At 61.6% G+C, this 19,262-nt stretch carries 23 protein-coding genes; 11 read left to right on the forward strand and 12 right to left on the reverse strand.

Annotated features, from left to right (window positions below; translation table 11 throughout):
• Window positions 1–22 precede the first annotated feature (22 nt).
• On the reverse strand, window positions 23–1,771 hold the full coding sequence (locus tag HHL09_RS08510) for a cation:proton antiporter (RefSeq protein ID WP_169454137.1): 1,749 nt from the start codon (window positions 1,769–1,771) through the stop codon (window positions 23–25).
• Between the two features lie 181 nt (window positions 1,772–1,952).
• On the opposite strand from HHL09_RS08510, the gene HHL09_RS08515 reads away from it, so the two are divergent.
• Genes HHL09_RS08515 through HHL09_RS08525 form a run of 3 tightly spaced genes read left to right on the forward strand, consistent with a single transcriptional unit; the run spans window position 1,953 to window position 3,333 of the window.
• Entirely contained in the window at window positions 1,953–2,384 is a 432-nt protein-coding gene (locus HHL09_RS08515) for an SRPBCC family protein (protein ID WP_205760999.1), read from the forward strand.
• Window positions 2,381–2,899: a GNAT family N-acetyltransferase gene (locus tag HHL09_RS08520; RefSeq protein WP_205761000.1), complete on the forward strand. Its 519-nt coding sequence runs from the start codon at window positions 2,381–2,383 to the stop codon at window positions 2,897–2,899. The genes HHL09_RS08515 and HHL09_RS08520 overlap by 4 nt, the downstream gene beginning before the upstream one ends.
• On the forward strand, window positions 2,890–3,333 hold the full coding sequence (locus HHL09_RS08525) for a GNAT family N-acetyltransferase (RefSeq protein ID WP_169454139.1): 444 nt from the start codon (window positions 2,890–2,892) through the stop codon (window positions 3,331–3,333). Before HHL09_RS08520 ends, HHL09_RS08525 begins: the two co-directional genes overlap by 10 nt.
• Here HHL09_RS08525 and HHL09_RS08530 read toward each other — a convergent pair.
• From HHL09_RS08530 to HHL09_RS08540, 3 genes are read right to left on the reverse strand one after another with little or no spacing between them, the layout of a single operon-like run.
• Window positions 3,314–3,625, reverse strand: coding sequence for a DUF2917 domain-containing protein (locus HHL09_RS08530; RefSeq protein WP_169454140.1), 312 nt, complete (start codon window positions 3,623–3,625; stop codon window positions 3,314–3,316). The genes HHL09_RS08525 and HHL09_RS08530 overlap by 20 nt on opposite strands.
• Window positions 3,622–4,641, reverse strand: a complete 1,020-nt coding sequence (locus tag HHL09_RS08535; RefSeq protein ID WP_169454141.1) for a LysR family transcriptional regulator — start codon at window positions 4,639–4,641, stop codon at window positions 3,622–3,624. The genes HHL09_RS08530 and HHL09_RS08535 overlap by 4 nt, the downstream gene beginning before the upstream one ends.
• A gap of 42 nt (window positions 4,642–4,683) precedes the next feature.
• On the reverse strand, window positions 4,684–5,877 hold the full coding sequence (locus tag HHL09_RS08540) for an MFS transporter (RefSeq protein WP_169454142.1): 1,194 nt from the start codon (window positions 5,875–5,877) through the stop codon (window positions 4,684–4,686).
• A 76-nt stretch (window positions 5,878–5,953) separates the two neighbouring features.
• Between HHL09_RS08540 and HHL09_RS08545 the strand changes: the two genes are divergently transcribed.
• Genes HHL09_RS08545 through HHL09_RS08555 form a run of 3 tightly spaced genes read left to right on the forward strand, consistent with a single transcriptional unit; the run spans window position 5,954 to window position 8,096 of the window.
• Window positions 5,954–6,823: a LysR family transcriptional regulator gene (locus HHL09_RS08545; RefSeq protein ID WP_169454143.1), complete on the forward strand. Its 870-nt coding sequence runs from the start codon at window positions 5,954–5,956 to the stop codon at window positions 6,821–6,823.
• Window positions 6,824–6,877: 54 nt separating this feature from the next.
• Window positions 6,878–7,693, forward strand: a complete 816-nt coding sequence (locus HHL09_RS08550; protein WP_169454144.1) for an MBOAT family protein — start codon at window positions 6,878–6,880, stop codon at window positions 7,691–7,693.
• Window positions 7,680–8,096, forward strand: coding sequence for a hypothetical protein (locus tag HHL09_RS08555; protein ID WP_169454145.1), 417 nt, complete (start codon window positions 7,680–7,682; stop codon window positions 8,094–8,096). Before HHL09_RS08550 ends, HHL09_RS08555 begins: the two co-directional genes overlap by 14 nt.
• 344 nt (window positions 8,097–8,440) lie before the next feature.
• Here HHL09_RS08555 and HHL09_RS08560 read toward each other — a convergent pair whose 3' ends face one another.
• Both HHL09_RS08560 and HHL09_RS08565 read right to left on the reverse strand, forming a co-directional pair.
• Window positions 8,441–8,764, reverse strand: coding sequence for a thiamine pyrophosphate-dependent enzyme (locus HHL09_RS08560; RefSeq protein ID WP_169454146.1), 324 nt, complete (start codon window positions 8,762–8,764; stop codon window positions 8,441–8,443).
• A gap of 31 nt (window positions 8,765–8,795) precedes the next feature.
• Window positions 8,796–9,221, reverse strand: coding sequence for a thiamine pyrophosphate-dependent enzyme (locus HHL09_RS08565; protein ID WP_169454147.1), 426 nt, complete (start codon window positions 9,219–9,221; stop codon window positions 8,796–8,798).
• 55 nt (window positions 9,222–9,276) lie between these two features.
• Between HHL09_RS08565 and HHL09_RS08570 the strand changes: the two genes are divergently transcribed.
• From HHL09_RS08570 to modB, 5 genes are read left to right on the forward strand one after another with little or no spacing between them, the layout of a single operon-like run.
• On the forward strand, window positions 9,277–9,639 hold the full coding sequence (locus HHL09_RS08570; RefSeq protein WP_205761001.1) for a winged helix-turn-helix domain-containing protein: 363 nt from the start codon (window positions 9,277–9,279) through the stop codon (window positions 9,637–9,639).
• Window positions 9,640–9,698: 59 nt separating this feature from the next.
• Window positions 9,699–11,639, forward strand: a complete 1,941-nt coding sequence (locus HHL09_RS08575) for a TonB-dependent receptor plug domain-containing protein (RefSeq protein WP_169454149.1) — start codon at window positions 9,699–9,701, stop codon at window positions 11,637–11,639.
• Window positions 11,629–12,120, forward strand: coding sequence for a molybdopterin-dependent oxidoreductase (locus HHL09_RS08580; protein ID WP_169454150.1), 492 nt, complete (start codon window positions 11,629–11,631; stop codon window positions 12,118–12,120). Before HHL09_RS08575 ends, HHL09_RS08580 begins: the two co-directional genes overlap by 11 nt.
• Window positions 12,117–12,857: a molybdate ABC transporter substrate-binding protein gene (gene modA / locus HHL09_RS08585; RefSeq protein WP_169454151.1), complete on the forward strand. Its 741-nt coding sequence runs from the start codon at window positions 12,117–12,119 to the stop codon at window positions 12,855–12,857. The genes HHL09_RS08580 and modA overlap by 4 nt, the downstream gene beginning before the upstream one ends.
• Entirely contained in the window at window positions 12,854–13,522 is a 669-nt protein-coding gene (modB, locus tag HHL09_RS08590) for a molybdate ABC transporter permease subunit (RefSeq protein WP_169454152.1), read from the forward strand. The genes modA and modB overlap by 4 nt, the downstream gene beginning before the upstream one ends.
• 112 nt (window positions 13,523–13,634) lie before the next feature.
• Here modB and HHL09_RS08595 read toward each other — a convergent pair whose 3' ends face one another.
• The 6 genes from HHL09_RS08595 to menA all read right to left on the reverse strand — a co-directional run bounded on the left by HHL09_RS08595 (window position 13,635) and on the right by menA (window position 19,238).
• Window positions 13,635–13,919, reverse strand: a complete 285-nt coding sequence (locus HHL09_RS08595; RefSeq protein WP_169454153.1) for a ribonuclease III domain-containing protein — start codon at window positions 13,917–13,919, stop codon at window positions 13,635–13,637.
• Between the two features lie 18 nt (window positions 13,920–13,937).
• Entirely contained in the window at window positions 13,938–14,519 is a 582-nt protein-coding gene (locus HHL09_RS08600; protein ID WP_169454154.1) for an RbsD/FucU domain-containing protein, read from the reverse strand.
• Window positions 14,520–14,600: 81 nt separating this feature from the next.
• Window positions 14,601–16,136, reverse strand: a complete 1,536-nt coding sequence (locus HHL09_RS08605) for a PhoH family protein (RefSeq protein ID WP_169454155.1) — start codon at window positions 16,134–16,136, stop codon at window positions 14,601–14,603.
• Between the two features lie 154 nt (window positions 16,137–16,290).
• Complete coding sequence (locus HHL09_RS08610) at window positions 16,291–17,406, reverse strand: AMP-binding protein (RefSeq protein ID WP_169454156.1); 1,116 nt, start codon at window positions 17,404–17,406, stop codon at window positions 16,291–16,293.
• Window positions 17,388–18,356 (reverse strand): enolase C-terminal domain-like protein, encoded by a 969-nt coding sequence (locus HHL09_RS08615; protein ID WP_169454157.1) that lies wholly within the window; start codon window positions 18,354–18,356, stop codon window positions 17,388–17,390. The genes HHL09_RS08610 and HHL09_RS08615 overlap by 19 nt, the downstream gene beginning before the upstream one ends.
• Window positions 18,357–18,362: 6 nt before the next feature.
• The gene (gene menA / locus HHL09_RS08620) at window positions 18,363–19,238 is read right to left on the reverse strand and encodes a 1,4-dihydroxy-2-naphthoate octaprenyltransferase (RefSeq protein WP_169454158.1); all 876 of its coding nucleotides are present in this window, start codon (window positions 19,236–19,238) and stop codon (window positions 18,363–18,365) included.
• Between the last annotated feature and the right edge of the window lie 24 nt (window positions 19,239–19,262).

The following is a 19,262-nucleotide window of genomic DNA, read 5'->3' on the forward strand; positions in this document are numbered from 1 at the left end:
CTTCAGCGGACAAGGAACTAGCTCATCCCGCTGCAGGCTCGCGGTGAGGGAAGAATTCGCGGCGGACGCGCTCGTTCTCCCGGTCGAGTTGTTCGCCGGTGGCCCCGAAGCCACGGAGGATGTTCTCGGTCATGGAAAGGGCAACTTCCCCTTCTCCGGAGAAAACCTCGTCGGCACCGGCTTCCAAGAGCTGGTCGGCTTCCTGCAGGTAGGCGGTGCGGGCGAGGACGCGGATCGAGGGATTCAAGCGGCGGGCTTCCTGAATGACCTCGGAGCCCATCGAGACACTGGAGGCGCTCAGGATGAGAATGTCTGCATTTCCGACACCGGCGGTTTTCAGGGTCTCCGGATGGCTGGCGTCGCCATAGAACGCTTGTTCGCCTTCGGCTTTGAGGGTTTGGACCGTATCGACATTCATTTCGACGATGACGGGCACAAAGCCGTTGTCCTTCAGGAGACGTGCGAGGGTGCGACCGACCGGTCCATAGCCAATGACCACTGCTCGACGGGTAAGTCCGTGGGGGTCGCCCGATGGGCTTCCTTCCTCTGAAACTTCGACCCGGTTGAGGAGCTTCCATAGTTTCGGGCGCGCGGCGACCCAGCGCTCGATCGGGCCGACCGCACGGTAGAAGAGCGGGGAGAGCGTGATGGAGAGAATCGCGGTCGCAACAAGGGCATTGAAGGCCTCGGCACTGACCACCCCGTATTGCGCTCCGATGGTAGCGACGATGAAGGAGAACTCACCGATCTGCGAGAGGACAGCCCCGACGGAGAGCGCGGTCCGGAGCGGGTAGCGCAGGAGAATCGTAATGAAGATCGCAGCCAAGGGCTTGCCAATGATGACGATTCCCAGCGTCGCCGCTGCCAGCCATGGAGTTTCCAGCAGACTCCGGAAATCAAAGAGCATCCCCACCGAGACAAAGAACAGCACCGCAAAGGCATCCTTCATCGGCAGCGCGTCGATCGCCGCGCGATTGCTGAACTCAGAGCGACCCACGACCATGCCGGCGAGGAAAGCTCCGAGCTCCATCGAGACTCCGAAGAGCTTGGCAGACCCGACCGCGATGCCCAATGCGAGTACCAGGATGGTGAGCGTGAAGAGTTCGCGGGAGCCGGTGCGTGCAATACGCGTGAGCAGCCGGGGAATTGCCCAGCCACCGAAGAGGAAGGTGAAAGCGACCAGCGCGCCGATTTTCAGGGTAGTCCACAGCAATGCCATGGCGATCCCGGCTCCGCCGGAACTCGACTCCCCTCCCCCGAAAATCGCAGGAAGGAGGACCAGGACGAAGACGGTGAAAATATCCTCCACCACCAGCCAGCCGATGGCGATGTGCCCGGTGGGGGTGTGGAGGTGATTATTATCCACGAGAATTCGGGTGAGCACGACGGTACTTGCCACCGCGATGGCCATGCCGAAGACCGCGCCCTGCGTCCAACTCCATCCAAAGGCCCGCATGAGCAGCATGCTCAACAAGGTGGCGACGGCGCTCTGAACGATGGCCCCGGGGACCGCGATCCGTTTCACGGCGAGCAGTTCTTTGAAATGGAAATGCAGGCCGACGCCGAACATCAGGAGGATCACCCCGATATGAGCCATTTGCTCCGCGAGATGGCGATCTGCCACAAATCCGGGAGTGTGCGGGCTGACCACAATCCCCGCGAGCAGATAGCCCACGATCGGGGATAAACCCATCCGATGCGACAGATAACCAAGGAATAGCGCCGCACCAAGGCCGCCGGTGAAAGTGAGGATTAGGTCGAGATCGTGCATGCCGGGATGGGAAAAAGCCGCGCAAACCTACGCACCGAGTCCGCCTTGTCTGTGACTTTTTGCCACGGCGACCCCATGTCAGGGATTCCACTACAACCTAGGATCGGCGGGTGAAGCTTGTGAAACCGGCGTCGCAGGTTAGGAGATGGTTATGGCTTCAGGTGATTCTCCCTTGGTGGTCGTGACCCACATTTACCCCTTCCAGCGGGAGACGGTCTTCAATGCATGGCTGGATCCGGGAAAGGTCGGGAAATGGATGTTCGGGCCGCCACTCCGGGAGGAGACGATCGTGCGGATGGGCTTGGAAGCCCGGGTTGGCGGGCATTTCTCGTTCGTGGTAAACCGCGAGGGAAAAGACTTCGATCACGTGGGGGAGTATCTGGAGATCGAGTCCCCACAGCTGCTGGCTTTCACCTGGGGGATCAAAGGAATGTCGGAGGATCCCGAGAGCCGCGTAAGGGTCGAGATCGTGCCGACCACCGGGGGCTGCGAGCTGAGCCTGCAGCATCAGATCCCTGCCGAATGGGCGGAGTTCGTGAACCGGACCAAGGAGGGTTGGACGAAGATGCTGGCATCCCTTGAGAAGACTTTGGCGCGGGAGGGCAAAGCTTGATCGAGCGACTGGTCATTCGCGGCCTCCGCGAGAGCGACGCCATCCCGCCAATCACCAAGCTATTGCACGAGGCCTATGCGCCACTGGCGGCGATGGGCCTGCGGTATACGGCGACGTATCAGGACGACGAGGTGACCCTGCGGCGCTTGACGCGCGGCGTGGCATTCGTGGGTGAACTGGACGAGCAGATTGTGGCGACGGTGACACTCTATCCGGATGGCGTCGAGGATGGTCCCTGCGAGTGGTATCGGCGGATGGGGGTGCACTACTTCGGACAATTCGCGGTGAAGCCGGACTTGCAGAGGCAGGGACTTGGCAGGCGCTTCGTCCAGCTCATGGAGGTAGAAGCGGCAAAGCGCGGGGCCGAGGAGTTGGCCTTGGATACGGCCGAACCAGCCCATCATCTGCGGGAATGGTATGAACGGCTGGGCTACCGGGAGGTGGAGCTGGTACAGTGGGGCAGCACCAACTACCGCAGCGTGATTCTTTCCAAATCCCTCGCACCATGCCCGTGACCATCAGACCGGCCGTGCCCGCCGACCTCACCGACTGTGCCTTGTTCTTCACCGAGGTCTTCAATGCGCCGCCATGGGACGAGCAGTGGACGAAGGAGAGCTCCTGGCAGCGGCTATCGGACTGCATGCACACGCCGAACTTCCTCGGCCTGATTGCCGAGGATGGCGCGGAGATCGTAGCGATGGCCTTCGGCTACTCGCAGCGCTACCAAGAAGAGCTCCACTACAATCTGCTGGAGTTCTGCGTAGCGAACGAAAGACAGGGCGAAGGGATCGGCAGCGAATTGCTCGCAGAGCTTCACTCCCGCTTGCTAGAGGCCGGCGTGGCGCGGGTCTGCACCTTGACCGCCCGCGATACACCGGCACAGGAGTTCTACCTCAAGGGTGGCTTTTACATCAGCCCCAAGATGATCCTCATGTCGCGACGCTACTGAGCGGGGATTGGGAGATCTCGATCAGCGCTCCTTGCTCGATCCCTTCCGCGACGAGCAGGCCCGGTCCATAGAAGCGGCGGCTGTCGCCATCGCTCAGGTGATGATCATCCGGCGAACCTTCGAAGGTCACCCAAAGGTGGCCGCTGGTCACACGGATCCGAAACACCTCGTTTTCGAGGATCTGGCGGGAGAAGATCTGCCTGCGCCCGATCTGCGTACGAGTCCAGCTTTCACGGCGTGCCTGGGACGCCGTTTGCGACATGTAATTCATGGCAGTGGCGTTGGCATTCATGAGCGATAGCGGGGCTTCCGCTGCGATGGACGGACCGAACGTGAGATGGGAAGCTCCGGTGGAAGCTTCAGTTGGGCCGGCTGTTTCCAAACTTCGAGGACATGATCGCGAACCGCAGCGATTGCAGGATCGTTCTCGTTTGAGGCAAGGTATCCAATGCTCAGCGGCACGGAGGCCCGGAAATGAGGCAGAGGGATGACGCTTCCTTCATAGCCGTTCAGCGCGATCTGATCGACCGAGGTGATGGTCAGGCCGAGGCCTTCATGAACCAGGTTCAGGACTGTAAGGCACTCGTTGACTTGAAAGCGGCGTGAAAGCTGGAGTCCTTGTTCCTGGCTGATCTGCTGGATGATGCGGCAGTATGAGCATCCGGGAGAGGTGAAGATCCATGGCTTGCCTTCGAGGAGCTTCCAGTCCGGCTTCGACAATTCATCGGCCCAAGCCGCTGGCGCGGCGATGCACAGCTCGATGTGATCAAGCTGATGACAGGTAATCTTGGAAGATTCGCAGGGGCCTTCGAAGAAGCCGATAGAGATCGAACCTTCCTCGATCCCCTGGAGCACAACTCCGCTGCTGCCATTCACCAACTCGTATGAGAGATCGGGATGGTTGGTGGTGAGGGTGCGGAGGATCTCCACGAGACGGAGAATTTCCGGCCGGTTGTTGATTCCGAAGATCAGCTCTCCCGAGACGGACCCGCGCAGGCTGTCGGCGCTGTGCTTGAAGTCGCGCGCGGCATCGACAATGCGCCGGGCCTGTTGCTCGAGGGCTTCACCGGCACGGGTGAGCTTCATGCCCTTGGTGCCGCGATCGAAAAGACGCACGCCGAGTTCATCCTCCAGCGACTTGATCTGGGAACTCACCGCGGGCTGGCTGGTGAAAAGCTTCTCCGCCGCGCGCGTGAGATTTTGTTCCTCGGCGACGGCGAGAAAGGAGCGAAGCTGATAAAGTTCCATGGCGATGCGGCAGGCGGTTGAGCTGCCATCATCATTCACCGTGATCGCCGATCCGGCCAATCGGATCTTTCGATGGAGATGATCGGCGAGGTAAATGACGCTTTATTTCGCTGGTTCTGAAGCCCTCCGGAGCATCCCGGGGCCCATTGTCGCGAGCATGAGGGCAAAAACCACCACCACGCCGAAGGCACCCGGGAGGCCCACCCAGTGACTGATCGCACCAATCGCGGGCGGTCCGGCGAGGAAGCCGAAGTAGCCGATCAGGGAAACCATGGCGACGCCTTGGCCTACGCTCTCCTCGTGCGCACGGCCACCGGCGCCGAGAAGGACGGGAACGAGATTCGCCAGACCGAGGCCCGCGAAACCGAGGCCGAGGAAGGTGATCGGCCAATCGCGGATCAGGATGATCAGCAGCATGCCGAGGAAGGTCAGGACGCCACTGGCACGCAGCACCGCGAGGCCGCCGTGGCGGGCTGTCACACGGTCACCCAGAAAGCGACCGATGGCCATGGAAAGCGAGAAGACGCCGTAGGCAATGGGGGCAAGCCATTCTTCCGCACCTGCGATAGTACGGCTGTAGACGGCGCTCCAGTCCATCATCACCCCTTCGGAGAAAAGCGCGAGGAAGGCCAATGCACCGACGCGAAGAATCCGGCCGTTCGGAAGCTTGAAGCCAGGCTTGCGCTTCAAGGGCGAAGCATCGCCCCCGGCGAGATTTCCCATCGCAGCGAAGGAGATCGCGATCAGAGCGGCGGAAATGGAAAGAGCAATGGTGGTTCCCGGAATCCCTTGGCGAAGAGCAAGGCCGACGAGCAGGGCGGCGATCAAACCACCGAAGCTCCACAGGGCTTGAAAGCTACCCATGATCGGCTTGCGACCTGCATTTTCGATCGTGATCGCTTGAGAATTCACCGAAACATCGAGCGAGCCCTTGAAGGCACCGAAGATCACGCCCGCTGCGAGCAGCCAGCCGAAGCTCGGCGCGATGGCGATGAGGGCCAGCGCGATGCAGTAGCCGGGTGCGAGCAGGGAGAGCATGAAGCGGCTGCCCTTGCGCGAGAGGGCTCGTCCGACAAGCGACATCGAGATCAGTGCGCCCGCCACGATGGAGAGCAGCACGATGCTGAGCCCGCTTTCCGCGAGACCGAACTTCGTCTTGATCGACGGGATCAGCGCGGCCCAGGTGCCGAAACCGACACCATCGACCAGGAAAAGCAGCGAGGCGGAAAGTCGGGCGCGAGAATGCTCGCGCGGAGGAAGTTCTGCAACCGTGGTGCAGGTGGCCTCGTGATTCATGTGCGCAGCATGCCGAAAACGGGTCGATTCTTCCAATGGCATGATTTCATGACCGTGATAGCGTGGGGTTATGGAGATGCGCGAACTGAAGTCCTTCGTCCTGCTGGCCGAGCAATTGCACTTCGGGCGGGCGGCGCGGCTGTTGAATCTCAGCCAGCCCGCACTGACGAAACAGATCCGGCGGCTGGAGGAAGAACTGGGCGCGGAACTCTTCGAGCGCGGGAGGCACGGGACGACGCTGAGTTCCTTCGGCAAGGAATTCCTGCGGGAAGCGAAGGAGAGCGTGGCGGGCTTTGACCGACTGCTGGAGCGAGCGAAGAGCGCTGCTTCCGGTGACACGGGAAAGCTGGAGATCGGCTTCGGCTTTCACACCTTGGACCTCGTGCCGCGCTTGATCGTGAAGCTGCGCGAAATTGCCCCGGGCATCGAGGTCGCGCTGCGGGACATGTCCACTGCGGAGCAGGTGATCGCGCTCCGCAGCGGCATCCTCGACCTGGGATTCGTGCGAATGCCGGCCCCGGCGGATTTCGGATCGATGCCGGTGATCAAGGACCGGCTCGCGCTGGTATCCTCCACGGCCTATCCGCTTCGCCCGGGCGGGTCGCTCGCGGACTGCAAGGATCGTCCTTTCGTGAGTATTTCTGAGACGCGCTCTCCCGGCTTCCATAGCCACATGCGGCGACTTTGCGCGAAGCATGGCTTTCATCCGCGAGTGGTGCAGCAGGTTCCCGAGTTCACCACGGCGCTTGCACTGGTGGAGGCCGGGCTGGGGATGGCGTTCATTCCGGAATCGGTGGGCAACACGCGCTTTCCAGGGATCAAAGTGCACTCGGTCCGCGACAAGGATGCCGCGTGGTCGGTCGGAGCGGCATGGCGGAAAGGCGATACCAACCCGGCACTGGCGAAGTTCCTTAAGCTCCTCAAAGACGAGGTGAAGAATCCGTGAAGGAACGGCTATCCCCTTCCCTTCCGTCAATTCGCACGCTGAAATGAACGCGACGTGGAAACCGTGACGTGGCTCGGCCAGGAGATCCCTCGATGGGTCTTCATGTGGTCGATCGCGGTGGTGATGTTTGCGATGCTGAAGGGCCTGAGCTTGATCTGGGCCCGGAATTTGACTCCCAGGCCCGGACGAAAGCTCGCCTATCTCTTTCTGTGGCCGGGGATGGATGCGGCGGGCTTTATAAATGGAAGTCCGGATCGCTTGCCGGACCGGAGCGAGTGGGCGATGGCCGCATTGAAGACCTTGCTCGCTGTGGGGCTGATCGCCGCCGCTCCACAAGCAGAGCAAGCGATGCTGCGAGCGTGGATCGGGATGATCGGGATCGTGTTGTTCTTTCACTTCGGGACCTTTCATCTGTTGAGCTGCTTCTGGCGCTCGCTCGGGATGAAAGCGGCTCCGCTGATGGACCATCCGCTGGCGGCGACCTCGGCAAGTGCCTTCTGGGGACGACATTGGAACATCGCCTTCCGAGATCTGACGCACCGCATGGTCTTCAAGCCTGCGTTAAAGCGATGGGGTGCACCTGCGGCGTTGATGGCGGGCTTTGTGTTCAGCGGCGTGCTGCATGAACTGGCGGTCACCATTCCGGCTGGTGGTTGGTATGGAGGCCCGACCTTGTTCTTCGTGATCCAGGGCTTGGCGGCGCTTGCGGAACGGACGCGGCGCGGGAAAACGATTGGATTGGGGCAAGGAGTCCGCGGTTGGCTCTTCACGCAAGGCCTCCTGCTGCTGACAGTGCCACTGCTCTTCCCACCGCCCTTTGCTCTCCGGATCATCAACCCCTTCATCGATTTCATCCATGAACTTTTCTAAGATCCCCCTTCCTCTCGCGATCCAAGCGATGGGTGCTTTGCAGCTTTGTATCCTCATCGCTTCGGCTCTGGTGCCGGGGCAGTTGGATTGGAAGAAGTCGCTCGCGGGTTTGCCGAAGCTGATGAGACAGCTTTTCTGGATCTACGGGGCTTACACCGTGATGGCCATCCTGACGCTGGGGATCTTCAGCGTGGCGGCCTCCGAGGAATTGGCGGCGGGCGGGAAGCTCGCGAAGATGGTGTGCGGGGTGAATGCGATCTTCTGGGGTGTGAGGCTTTGCCTGCAAGCGGTCATGGATGCGAAGCCCTTTCTCACCCGCTGGTGGCTGACGGCCGGGTATCATTTGCTGACCTTGTTGTTTCTGGGCTTCACGGTCTTTTACGGGTGGTTGGCGTGGAGGTAGCGGGATGACGGAATTGGTAAACGCACCTGATTTTGGTTCAGGCGCCGAAAACCGTGGTCCCCGCGCGGCGAGCCCCATGAATGCCTGCCTCGAACGGGAGCCTGTTCCGCCTGTTATAACAGGGAAAATAACAGGTGACTTCATCGGGATCGAAGCGCGCGAGCGCTTTGGATGAGGTATAGGGAAACAGTGACCGCAGAGGAAGCGATCTCAGTGGTCCCCGCCCGGAAGTGGCGGTCATAGCGGGGCCGTTCACGGACGAGCGAGGCGCTCGACCCAACCTTCACGATTCCGAAGCCCGCGGTCCCAGGGCGCATGGAGGCGGGACCTCCTTCGGAAAAGGATCAATCAAAGAAGTGGCGACCGATCTTGCTGGCAGGAGTGCCGTGATCGCTTTCCCAGTAGATGTGGGTCATGACGTCATCAACAGCTGGCGGTTCGCTGGCTTCAGCAAAGGTCACCGACTTCTTAGCCTCCAGCTTCGCTTCCTCCTTGATCGATTGCGCGCTTTGTTCGTCGAGAATCCCCTCACGGGAAAGTTGTTGCAGCCAAAGGGCAATCGGATCCCGGGAGCCCTTCATCATTTCGATCTCCTCTGGCGTCCGGTATTTCTTGAAGTTCGAATCTGCAACGTGCGCTCCGTAGTAACGATAAGTGGGAATTTCCACCACGATCGGACGCTGCTCCCTGCGGATCTTTTCAAGCGCCCCTCCTACCTCCGCCCGCAGCAATGGGTGTGTGGGCCGCCGCCAAGCCATAGGCACCCCAGAAACGATGCTCCGGGTCGAAGAGGGACATCGCGCCACCCTTGCCTTTGCAGCAACCGGTGGCCTTCCCATAATGCTCCGCCATGCAGGCATCCATTGACATCCCCGCAGCAATGGCGTGCCCGATCCCCCGCCAGCCGCAGATCGTGTGATCCTCGGGACCCATGATCGAGCGAACGCCAACCGGAATCGACTCTTGACCGATATCGGGTACGAAGAAGCCTCCCATCTTTCCCCCAGTATAGCACCTCAATCCCTCTAGCTCGAAGCGACGGATGCGGACCATCTGCCGGAACAGGTCGATCTTATCCTCGGCGGTGAGATCGCGGTTGATGGGGTGCTCGCGGTAGGTGGACATGGGAGCCACCGATTTACTTGCAGGATCCCCTGAGGATTGGCGAGCATGGAGCGCGATGCCGGAAGACAGCCCGATCCGCCTGCTTTTGTCCGGGGACCTTTCCTTTGGGCCCGGGAAGGCGGAGCTGTTGGAGAAGATCCGTGAGCTTGGCAGCCTGCAAGAGGCGGCGGGGGCGATGGAAATGTCCTATATGAAGGCGTGGAAGCTGGTGAAGGGCCTCAATGCGCGATTCTGTGAGCCATTGGTGGCGATGCAGCGAGGCGGCAAGGAGCAGGGCGGCGCGACGCTGACGCCGACGGGCGAGAAGGTGCTGGCGCTGTACCATGAAGCAGTGGCGGCGGCCGAGAAGGCGAGTGCAGCACCGTTGAGGAAGATGCGCGGCCTGTTAGCCAGCGATGAGACGAATTCATCGGGCTGAGCCGCAAATGGCGCTCGATATACTTTCCAAAATATATCGGTACTGCTGGTGTGGCGGCGATGAAAGCCTTGCCCCTCCTTTGCCTTGCACCGCTAGCCACCTTCGCCGAGACGCCTGAACTGGGCGAATTGGTGGTGGAAGCGATGAAGCCCGAGATGACCCAGAAGCTGACGACCGAGGAAGCGCGGGACCTGCAACGCCACAACCTCGCCGAAGCGCTGAGCATCTTGCCCGGGATCAGCCTGCAACGGATGGGTGCCCGTGCTGAAACGATGGTGACGGTGCGCGGCTTCGACCTCCGGCAGGTGCCGGTGCTGATCGATGGAATCCCGGTTTACGTCCCCTACGATGGCTACGCGGATCTCGGCCGTTTCTCGGTGCCCGAGGCCGCCGAGATCGAGGTGGCCAAGGGCATCAGCCCGGTACTGGCGGGGCCGAATACCTTCGGGGGTTTGGTGAACGTCTATACACGCCGCCCGACGGAGAAGCTGGAAGGTGACGTGCATGCGGGTGTTTTCACCGGGGATGGCTGGGAGGCGGGGCTTTCCGCCGGGGGGCGCGAGGAGAAGTGGTATTGGCAATTCGACCTCGCCTGGATGGAGCAGGACGGCTTCGAGCTTTCCGATGACTTCGTGCCGCGTCCGACGGAGAATGGCGGGCGCCGCGAAAATTCATGGAGCGAGGATTGGCGCGCCTCCGGCCGCATCGCATGGACGCCCGCACCGGATGACGAGTATGCGCTGGGGGTGTGGATCCAGCGCGGGGAGAAGGGTACGCCGCCCTACACCGGCTATGATCCGACCGTGCGCGCGCGCTTCTGGAAGTGGCCACAGTGGGACAAGGATACCTACTACCTGCTGACGCGCACCGCGATCAATCCGGACACCACGCTGGAGACGAAGGTGCACTATGACCGGCATGAGAACACCTTGGTCGCCTATGATGATGCGACCTACAGCTCACAGAACCGGCCGTCTTCTTTCACTTCATTCTACGATGACTGGACCGCAGGTGCCTCCGCGACGCTGGAGAACCGCTCGCTGAAGAACACGCGTATCGCCGCGGCGGTGCACTACAAACGGGATCATCACGAGCAGATGGACATCGGCGCGCCGAAGTTCAGCTTCGAAGATGAGACGGCCTCCGTGGGACTGGAAGCCGAGTACAGCTTTCCCTTCGGAAGTTCGGTCACGGCGGGCGTGAGCCACGATTGGCGCGAGGTGCGCGAAGCGATCGACACGAACACAGGCGCTCCGATTTACGGCGGCAAAACCTCGTCATGGAATCCGCAGATCGTGTGGAAGCATGAGTTCAGCGAGAATCTGGAAGGCCATCTGGGCTATGCTCGCAAGAGCCGCTTCCCGACGATCAAGGACCGCTATTCCTACCGGCTCGGCCAGGCGATCCCAAACCCGAACCTGGATGCGGAAACGGTGGATCACATCGACCTCGGTCTCGGTGGGAAGGCCAACGACGGCAATTTCGAATGGGAAGCGGGGCTATTCTACTCGCGGATCGATGATGCGATCCAGCGGGTGGACAATGTCGCCTTCACCCCGGGTGGCGCGGGTCTCTTCCAGCTCCAGAATGTGGGCGAGGTGGAGCACAAGGGCTTCGAACTGGCGCTAGGAAACAAGTGGAGCGACTGCATCGAGACCGGCCTGCGCTATGCGTGGATCATGGCGGAGAACCGGACGAACCCGGCGATCCATGTGATCGGCACACCGGAGCATGAGGCCGCGCTCTTTTCGAAATTCACCATCCTCGACAATTTCCGCCTGATCCCGGCCTTCGTGTGGGCGGACTCCCGCGATGTCAGCAGCACCGGCAAGCGGGTGGGCATCTATGCGAGCGTGGATGTGAAAGCGGAGGTCGAACTCCCCGGCGATGTGACACTGGGCCTGGGCGTGACCAATCTCTTGGACCGGAATCAACAATTGGACGAAGGGTTCCCTGAACCCGGACGCAGCTTCTTCTTCGACGTACGCCATGAATTCTAAACTCGCCCCTCTAATCGCACTCGTCTGCCTGATGGTCCCGCTGGCCGCGGAGCCTGTGGTCCGCATCCACGATGGCAGCGCCTGGAAGGAAATCGACGACGCCGCGTGGCAGAAGCTGCCGCGTGCCGAAATCACGGCCAAGGCGCGCGATGGCACCGACAAGAAGTTCTCCGGCGTGCCCTTCGCCGAGATCCTGAAGCTGGCCGGGGCCCCGGCCGGCAATGCGATCCGCGGGCCGGAAATGAACCGGGTGGTGCTACTGACCGCAGCGGATGGCTACCAGGTGTCCTTTTCCCTGGCCGAACTGGATGAGAGCTTCCGGAAGCAGAATATCATCCTGGCCGATCAGGTGGATGGAAAGGCACTGGATGAATTCGAAGGATCGCGCATGGTGGTGTCAGGCGATGACCTGCGCCACTCGCGCTGGATCCGTCAGGTCAAACAGATTATCCTCACTCGTCCCATCATCCCCGCGCCATGAAACGCACGATATTCCAGTCCTTCCTCGCCCTCGGGCTGGGGCTCGCCGCACAGGCCGAGGAAATCCGCGTGGCCGCCGCCGCCAGCCTGGCCGAGGCGATCACGGAGATTTCGACCGCCTATCAGCAAGAGACCGGAAACAAGGCCACGCCGGTCTTCGCCGGATCAAACGTGCTGGCCCGGCAGATCGAGGAGGGCGCGCCGATCGATGTCTTCGTTTCCGCCGACGAGGCGACGATGGAGAAGGTCGAGAAGGCGAAGCTGGTGAAGGAGCCCGTAAAGCTGCTGACCAACACGCTGGTGGTGGTGGTGCCCGAGGATTCCGAGGCCAAGGTGGGCTCCGCCGCGGACCTGGCGAATCTCAAGAAGATCGCGATCGGGGATCCGGCCGCGGTGCCTGCCGGTGTCTATGCGAAGGCTTGGCTGACGAAGGCAGGACTGTGGGAGAAGCTGCAGGAGAAATTCATCGGCAGCGAGAACGTGCGTGCAGCCTTGGCCGCAGTGGAGGCAGGCAATGCCGATGCGGCGATCGTTTACAAGACGGACGCAGCAATTTCCAAGAAGGTGAAGGTGGCGTGGTCGGTACCGGAAGGTGAGGCTCCGCCGATCATCTATCCGGTGGCGGTGTGCAGCGGCAGCAAGCATGCCGCGGAGGCCGAGCGGTTCACAAAGTTCCTGAAGTCGGAGAAGGCATCCACCATCTTCAAATCGCGCGGCTTCGGGTTGAAGGCTGAATGAGTCCGGAGGATATCAGGCTGATCATTTTCACGCTGGGCGTTTCCGCCCTGGCGGTGGCGGTTTCCCTGCCCTTCGGGCTGGCGCTGGGCTGGGTGCTGGCGCGCAAGCAGTGGCCGGGGAAGGCTCTGGTGGAGACCTTCGTGATGTTGCCCCTGGTGCTGCCGCCGGTGGTGACAGGTCTGCTTCTGCTGAAGCTCTTCGGGAAGAAGGGGCCGCTGGCAGGCTTGCTGGAGAGCACTGGCTTCGAGGTGATCTTCACGTGGAAGGCCGTGGTGCTGGCGCTGGCGGTGATGGCATTTCCGCTCTTGCTGCGGTGCATCCGCACGGCCTTCGAGGAGGTGCCGCGGCACTTGGAGGAGGCGGCGGCAACGCTTGGGAAGACGCCGTGGCAGGTCTTCGTGCGGGTGAGCATTCCCCTGGCGAGACGCGGGATCGCGGGCGGGCTGGTGCTCGGGTTTGCGAGGGCGCTGGGAGAATTCGGCGCGACGATGATGGTGGCGGGATTGATCCCCGGGGTGACGGAGACCTTGCCGCTGGCGATCTACCGGAGCTTCCACGCGGGGGACGACTCGCGGGTGTGGATGCTGGCAGGTGTCTCGGCGGTGATTGCGTTTGTGGCGCTGTGGATGGCGGGGAGGCTGAACAAGGGACGGCATCCCTTGTAGAGGGAAGCATCAATCAGCCTCCGCTTCGCAAGAGGGAAGGATATGAGAAGCTCTCACCAGTGAACCTACCGAGGGGAGGTTCGATGCGTGGTGACCTTTTTGGGGCCACCGTTTAACGGTTCGCCATTTGCTTGCGAAAGAGCGGGATGAACTCGGCATCCATAAAGGCGAAGGCGGCTTCAAGGCCTTGTTCGCGGTAGATTTTCCCGATCTTCGCCTCGACGGCGGTCGGGGCACCGAAAGCACTCAGGAAGCCATTCGAGGTGAGGCGGGTGAACCACTCGCCGTCCATCGAGCCGCGCTCGCGCAACACCCAGCTGCGGGCAAAGAGCGCCAACACGGCATCTCCGATCCATGCGGATTCCCGTTCAAGCCGGATTTCTTCGCTCTTGTTCATCTGCGCGGGAGCCTGAACTCAGGGAACGGGGCGGGCCAGCTTTTCCATGCGCTGGCGTTCGAGCTGATCGCGGAGGCGGGATTCGGAATCGGCATTCCAGTAGCCGGGCTGCAGTTCCATGAAGACGCTGGTGTATGGGAGGGCGGTATTGGTGCGAATGACCAGCACCTCGAAGCTCTTCGTGGTGTCCTCCATCAGGGTCATCAGCGACTGCTGCTCGAGCTCGGTGGTCTCATGAGCGTGGATGGCTCCTTGCAACTGCTTGCGAAACTCATCGATGCCCGGTGCGTAGTCGTTTTCGACGACCCGCATTTCCCGGGTGACGTAGATGCGCGGGGTGACGTGCTCGGTCTGCTCCAGGGTGCGCAGGACTTCATCCACGACCACGGGGATCTCCTCGTTGGCATTGATCTGGCGGACACCGGGGCGGCTATGGGCCGGGAACGAGGCCTCTGCGACCACGATCCAATTCCGGTAACCGAGCTGGGCAGTCTGGGCCGCAAGCGCAGCTTTCCAGTTATCCCCGCCCTGCTTGATCATCCCGCAGCCCGACAGGAGGACCGAGGCAAAAATCAGGCAAGCGCGGAGCCACATCAACATCGGCAGGAGTAAACGACGGACCCGGATGGCTGTCAATCAGGGCGCGGCATTTCACCGCGCCCTGTGACCGTGGAAGCCATTCTACATCAACTGCGCACCGGCATCGGCAAGTTCCGAACGTTCACCGCGGCTGAGGGATACGTGAGCGACGAAGGGAAGGCCTTTCAGACGGTTCCGGGTGTAAACCAAGCCGTTGCTGCGGCTGTCGACGTAGGGGTTGTCGATCTGGGCCGGATCTCCCACGAGCACGAGCTTCGAGCCACGGGACATGCGGGTCACCACGGTCTTCGCCTCCTGAGGAGTGAGCTGCTGGGCTTCATCCAGCACGAAGAAGCGGTTCGGGATCGAGCGGCCGCGGATGTAGCAGAGCGCTTCCACCTCGATGATCCCCTGCTCCATGAGGTGTTCCCATGGCTTTTTGACCGGTCCGCCGGCTGTGGGAGCGCCTTCCTTCTTCTGCTGCTTACGGCGCGGGCCAAGCGGCGCGGCGGGGCGCATCAGAAGATCAAGCGCATCGTGAATCGGCTGCAGCCAAGGGCGCATCTTTTCATCGAGCGTGCCGGGCAGGAAGCCGAGTTGGTCACCCATGGCGACGACCGGGCGGCTGACGGTGAGGCCATTGTAGCGGCGATTGAACATTTCGTGCAGGCCGGCGGCGACCGCGATGAGGGTCTTGCCGGTGCCGGCCTGACCGAAGCAGGTCACCAAGGAGATGTCCGGATTCAGGAGAGCATCGATCAGGCAGCGCTGGCCGAGGTTCATCGGCTTCAGTGCGGTGCCATCCTGGATCTTGAGGGCTTCCGGGATTTGCAGGCGGACCAAGCGGCCGTCCGAGGTCATGCGGGCGGGCATGGTCTGCTTTTCGCCAGCTTCAAGGAGGACGTATTGGTTCACCACCACATCGGGATAGCGCTCTTGATTGATCGCGATCTCACCGGAGCTGGCGAAGCGCTGCAGATCGCAGGCCTCCACTTCAATACGACGAACATCGTAGCTCGAAACCTCGCGAGGATCGACCTTGTCGTTGAGATAGTCCTGGCACTCGATACCCACCGAGCGGGCCTTGAGCTGCATGTTGAGATCCTTCGTGACGAGCACCACCGGCGCCTCGTTGTGGGTCATCAAGAGCAGGGTGCAGGCGAGGATGCGGTGATCCACGCGCTCCTTGTCCGGGAAGATCCGGTAGAAGCGGGAAAGCATGTCCGAGTTCTTCGGGCAGATCGTGGGATCATAAATCACCAGGCGAATGCTGCCGCCTCCTTCGGTAGGCACGCCGCTGGTCACCTTGCGGGCACAGGAAAACATTTCGGTCAACACCCGGTGGACCTTGCGGGCATTTGCGCCGCGCTCCGATTGCTCGGTCTTGAAGCGATCGAGCTCGGATAGCACATCCACGGGAATGCAGATATGGTTGTCGGTGAAGCGGGTGAGACAGGCGGGGTCATGCAGCAAGACATTCGTGTCGAGCACGAAGTTCTTCACCGCTTGATTCGGCGCGCGGAATCCGAATTCCGTGGGTTGCGCCTTTTTCCCCGATCCGTTCGACCTTCGACTGGCTCCTGCTCCGCTTTGGATTTCGATCAGGCGGGCTTGGACGTCCTCGGCACGTTGGATCATTGCTGGTGGGGTTAGGTTAGGGAGACCTGGCGGATCAAGAGGGACGAAGAACCGGTCCGCCACCGGGCTCCGTCAAACCGCCACGCGGCGGCAAATGGAAGAGTCTTTTTATCAAGACTCCTGAACTATTGCCTCCCCGATCAGAATAGCAATCTCAAATGCTTCCCTGCGCGATGATTCGCGACAACTCCTTGCGCAATGGCTTGCCCAAGGGGCTCTTCGGAATCCCTTCGACGGCAACCAAGTCCTTGATCCTGCAATAGCCGGGACAGCTCGCATGATAGGCTTCAAGCGCCAGCTCCAACAGCTCGCGCTTCACGGATTTTTCATGCGCGAGCACGAGCTTGTTACCCGCGCGGGTATCTTCGATCGCGACGACCACAGCTTGTCCCGGCGCGACAAGGCCGGCTGCTTGCGAGATCAGCGCCGCCTCCACGGCGACGGGGTCTACCAATTCGCCGAGTATCTTCACCAGGGCATCGGTGCGGCCGGTGATACGCAGCTTGCGGCCTTCGACGAGACCGCTGTCGGATGTGGCAAACCAGTCACCACTACGCGCTTCGTACTTCCATTGATCCCCGCCATGCTTTAGAATTCCGCTAAACAGCGCATCGCCACGAATCTCGATGCGTCCCGTCTTGCCGTCTCGTGCTTCCCAGCACGCGAGGAGATCGATCGGCTCTTTGACATACGGCTGATCTAGTAGTTCGAGCCGCTGCGTGGCGATCTGCGTGCCTGCTTCGGTCATGCCGTAGCTGGCGAGCACCGGCCAGCCGAGTTCACGCGCGGCGCGTCCCGTGTCTTCCATGAGGATGCCGCCGCCAACGACGACTGCCTCGAGCGAAGCCGGGGCACGCAGGCCGGCAGCCGCGAGATCGTGGACTTGGGTGGGAACCAGCGAGAGATGCGTCCCGCCTTGCCCTACGATCCATTGGACAAAGCGAAAGGGGTCCCACTTTCCTTCGAAGGACACCATACGGCATCCAGCTTGCCAGGTGCGCGACGCGACACCAAAACCGCCAACGTGATGCAGCGGCAAGGTAAGCACCCAGCAGCTCTCCCGGGTAACTCCGAGATGTTCATTTACGGTCCTTGCGGAGACTTGAAGTGCCTCGCGCGAGAGGCCGATCCACTTCGGAACACCGGTGCTGCCTGATGTCTGAAAATAAATGAGCGGTGGAATACCCTCCGGAGCAGGATGATCCGCCCCCATCATTACGGGGACATCCACTTCCCAGAAGGTATCCGAGGTCAGGGCACGCGCTTCCATGGCAGCTTCTCCAAGAGGGCATCGAAGCCGAGGCCATTGCCCGGAGGGGCATGGAACTCGGGCGTCCACGAGCCGAGTGCCTCGGTGAAGGCGTCCGGCTCGAAGAGATGATGGGTTTGAAGTCCGCAGATGCCGACGAGGCCGGGGAATTGCAGGGCGAGGCGGCCAGCTTCCCATGCGGCGAAGGCTTGGCCGAAGGGGTGATCCATGTAGCTGGTGACCACCACGCGCTGCCCTCGCTCCATAGCCGCCTCGCCGAGGAGCCATGGTTCATCGATCGCCGGCTTCAGCACCATGACCTGGGCTTCCGCAAGGTTCGGAGCGGCCTCGCGATCCACGGCCAAAGGAATGCGGCCTTGCTTGTAGAGCTCCCGCCATTTGGTCCCGGAGAACTCACAGGGATCTTCGAGGAACTCGATCCGGCTCCGTGTTTCGACGGTCATGGCGGTGATCCATTTCGCGAGTTCATCGGCATCGCCGGTTTCATTGAAATCGAGACGCCACTTGAGAGCGGGATACTTCTCCCCCATCGAGTCGAGGAAGGCGCGGTCCGCAGCGAGATCGAGGCCGCACTTGAGCTTCGCCACGGTGAAGCCTGCCTCGACAGCCTGCGCGACGGCGGCTTCATCGCGGAACGGCAAAGTGGCGTGGCTCAAGGGGATGTCCAGGTCCTCGAACAAGGGATCGGGCAGGGATCGCGCGGCACCATCCATTTCCATGCAGCGCAGGGCGCGCCGGACAATCGGCCAACGGCGAGCGCCCATCAGGTCTTCCAAGCATTTCTGGAGCGATGGGTCGCCAAGCTCCGGCCACGGGTGGAGGCAGGCGTAGCCGCCCTCTGCATCACGCAGCAACACGCCTTCGAATTCTTTCCGGGAGGAGCGTGCATTGAGGCTCTTCCGGCTCTTCAGCCGGTAATGCCAGTACCAGATCAGACTCTTGGAAACCATGGCCCTTTAAAGTTTCGCGGCGATGAGATGGAACAGAGCCGCGAAGGCGACGAGCTGCAAGGCGGACATCGCGAGCAGGCGATTCATGCCCTTTCCTTCCGGCATGGTCAGGGCACCCCAGCTGATGCGAAGACCGAGCGACCATAGAGGCAGGGTCGCGAGCACCAGCCATGGGAGACCGAAGAGGAACCATATGAGCCCTAGCACCGCGGCAGCCTTCACCTCCATCCAGATCATGATTCGCGCGGGCTTCGGCCCGAAGCGCACGGCGAGGGTGCGCTTACCGGTGCTGGCATCTTCCTCACGATCCCGGAGGTTGTTGATCGAAATCAGGACCGCGGAGAGCAAACCAATCTGCCCTCCGAGGAGGAAGGCTTCGGGGCGCCACTGCATCGTCTGAATGAAGACCGTGCCCGTGACCGCAACGAGACCGAAGAAGAGAATCACGAACAGTTCTCCCATGCCGCGATAGGCCAGCGGGAATGGTCCGCCGGTGTAGCCAAAGGCCAGGTAGAGCGAGGGAACCCCGATCGCAAGGATCGGCCAGCCGACCGCGGAATAGAGCACGACCCCGCACAGGGTGGCCAGCACCAGGAAAGCAGCGCCCGCCATCATCACCACACGCCGCGGAACGAGACCGCTGGCGGTCACCCGCTTCGGCCCGGTGCGGCGCTCGGTGTCCGCCCCCTTCGCATGGTCGATTGCATCGTTGAAGAAATTCGTCGCGATCTGGATGAAGATTGCCCCGAAGAAGGTGCAAGCGGCGAGCATAGGATCGAACTTGCCGGTAAGCTTCCACGCAAGCACGCAGCCCGCCCACACCGGCACGATGGCGGCGGGCAGGGTCTTCGGCCGGGTGGCCAGCAGCAGCGGTCCAATCACGCCCCGGAACAAGCCCCCGGGCCG

Source organism: Luteolibacter luteus (genome assembly GCF_012913485.1).
Lineage (GTDB): Bacteria > Verrucomicrobiota > Verrucomicrobiia > Verrucomicrobiales > Akkermansiaceae > Haloferula > Haloferula lutea.

Excerpts from the sequence above, each read along its gene's own strand:
- HHL09_RS08510 (WP_169454137.1), bottom strand. The coding sequence starts at position 1,771 with ATGCACGATCTCGACCTAATCCTCACTTTCACCGGCGGCCTTGGTGCG.
- HHL09_RS08525 (WP_169454139.1), top strand. The coding sequence starts at position 2,890 with ATGCCCGTGACCATCAGACCGGCCGTGCCCGCCGACCTCACCGACTGT.
- HHL09_RS08530 (WP_169454140.1), bottom strand. The coding sequence starts at position 3,625 with ATGAATGCCAACGCCACTGCCATGAATTACATGTCGCAAACGGCGTCC.
- HHL09_RS08540 (WP_169454142.1), bottom strand. The coding sequence starts at position 5,877 with ATGAATCACGAGGCCACCTGCACCACGGTTGCAGAACTTCCTCCGCGC.
- HHL09_RS08545 (WP_169454143.1), top strand. The coding sequence starts at position 5,954 with ATGCGCGAACTGAAGTCCTTCGTCCTGCTGGCCGAGCAATTGCACTTC.
- HHL09_RS08555 (WP_169454145.1), top strand. The coding sequence starts at position 7,680 with ATGAACTTTTCTAAGATCCCCCTTCCTCTCGCGATCCAAGCGATGGGT.
- HHL09_RS08565 (WP_169454147.1), bottom strand. The coding sequence starts at position 9,221 with ATGTCCACCTACCGCGAGCACCCCATCAACCGCGATCTCACCGCCGAG.
- HHL09_RS08570 (WP_205761001.1), top strand. The coding sequence starts at position 9,277 with ATGCCGGAAGACAGCCCGATCCGCCTGCTTTTGTCCGGGGACCTTTCC.
- HHL09_RS08575 (WP_169454149.1), top strand. The coding sequence starts at position 9,699 with ATGAAAGCCTTGCCCCTCCTTTGCCTTGCACCGCTAGCCACCTTCGCC.
- HHL09_RS08580 (WP_169454150.1), top strand. The coding sequence starts at position 11,629 with ATGAATTCTAAACTCGCCCCTCTAATCGCACTCGTCTGCCTGATGGTC.
- modA (WP_169454151.1), top strand. The coding sequence starts at position 12,117 with ATGAAACGCACGATATTCCAGTCCTTCCTCGCCCTCGGGCTGGGGCTC.
- modB (WP_169454152.1), top strand. The coding sequence starts at position 12,854 with ATGAGTCCGGAGGATATCAGGCTGATCATTTTCACGCTGGGCGTTTCC.
- HHL09_RS08595 (WP_169454153.1), bottom strand. The coding sequence starts at position 13,919 with ATGAACAAGAGCGAAGAAATCCGGCTTGAACGGGAATCCGCATGGATC.
- HHL09_RS08600 (WP_169454154.1), bottom strand. The coding sequence starts at position 14,519 with ATGTTGATGTGGCTCCGCGCTTGCCTGATTTTTGCCTCGGTCCTCCTG.
- HHL09_RS08605 (WP_169454155.1), bottom strand. The coding sequence starts at position 16,136 with ATGATCCAACGTGCCGAGGACGTCCAAGCCCGCCTGATCGAAATCCAA.
- HHL09_RS08610 (WP_169454156.1), bottom strand. The coding sequence starts at position 17,406 with ATGGAAGCGCGTGCCCTGACCTCGGATACCTTCTGGGAAGTGGATGTC.
- HHL09_RS08615 (WP_169454157.1), bottom strand. The coding sequence starts at position 18,356 with ATGGTTTCCAAGAGTCTGATCTGGTACTGGCATTACCGGCTGAAGAGC.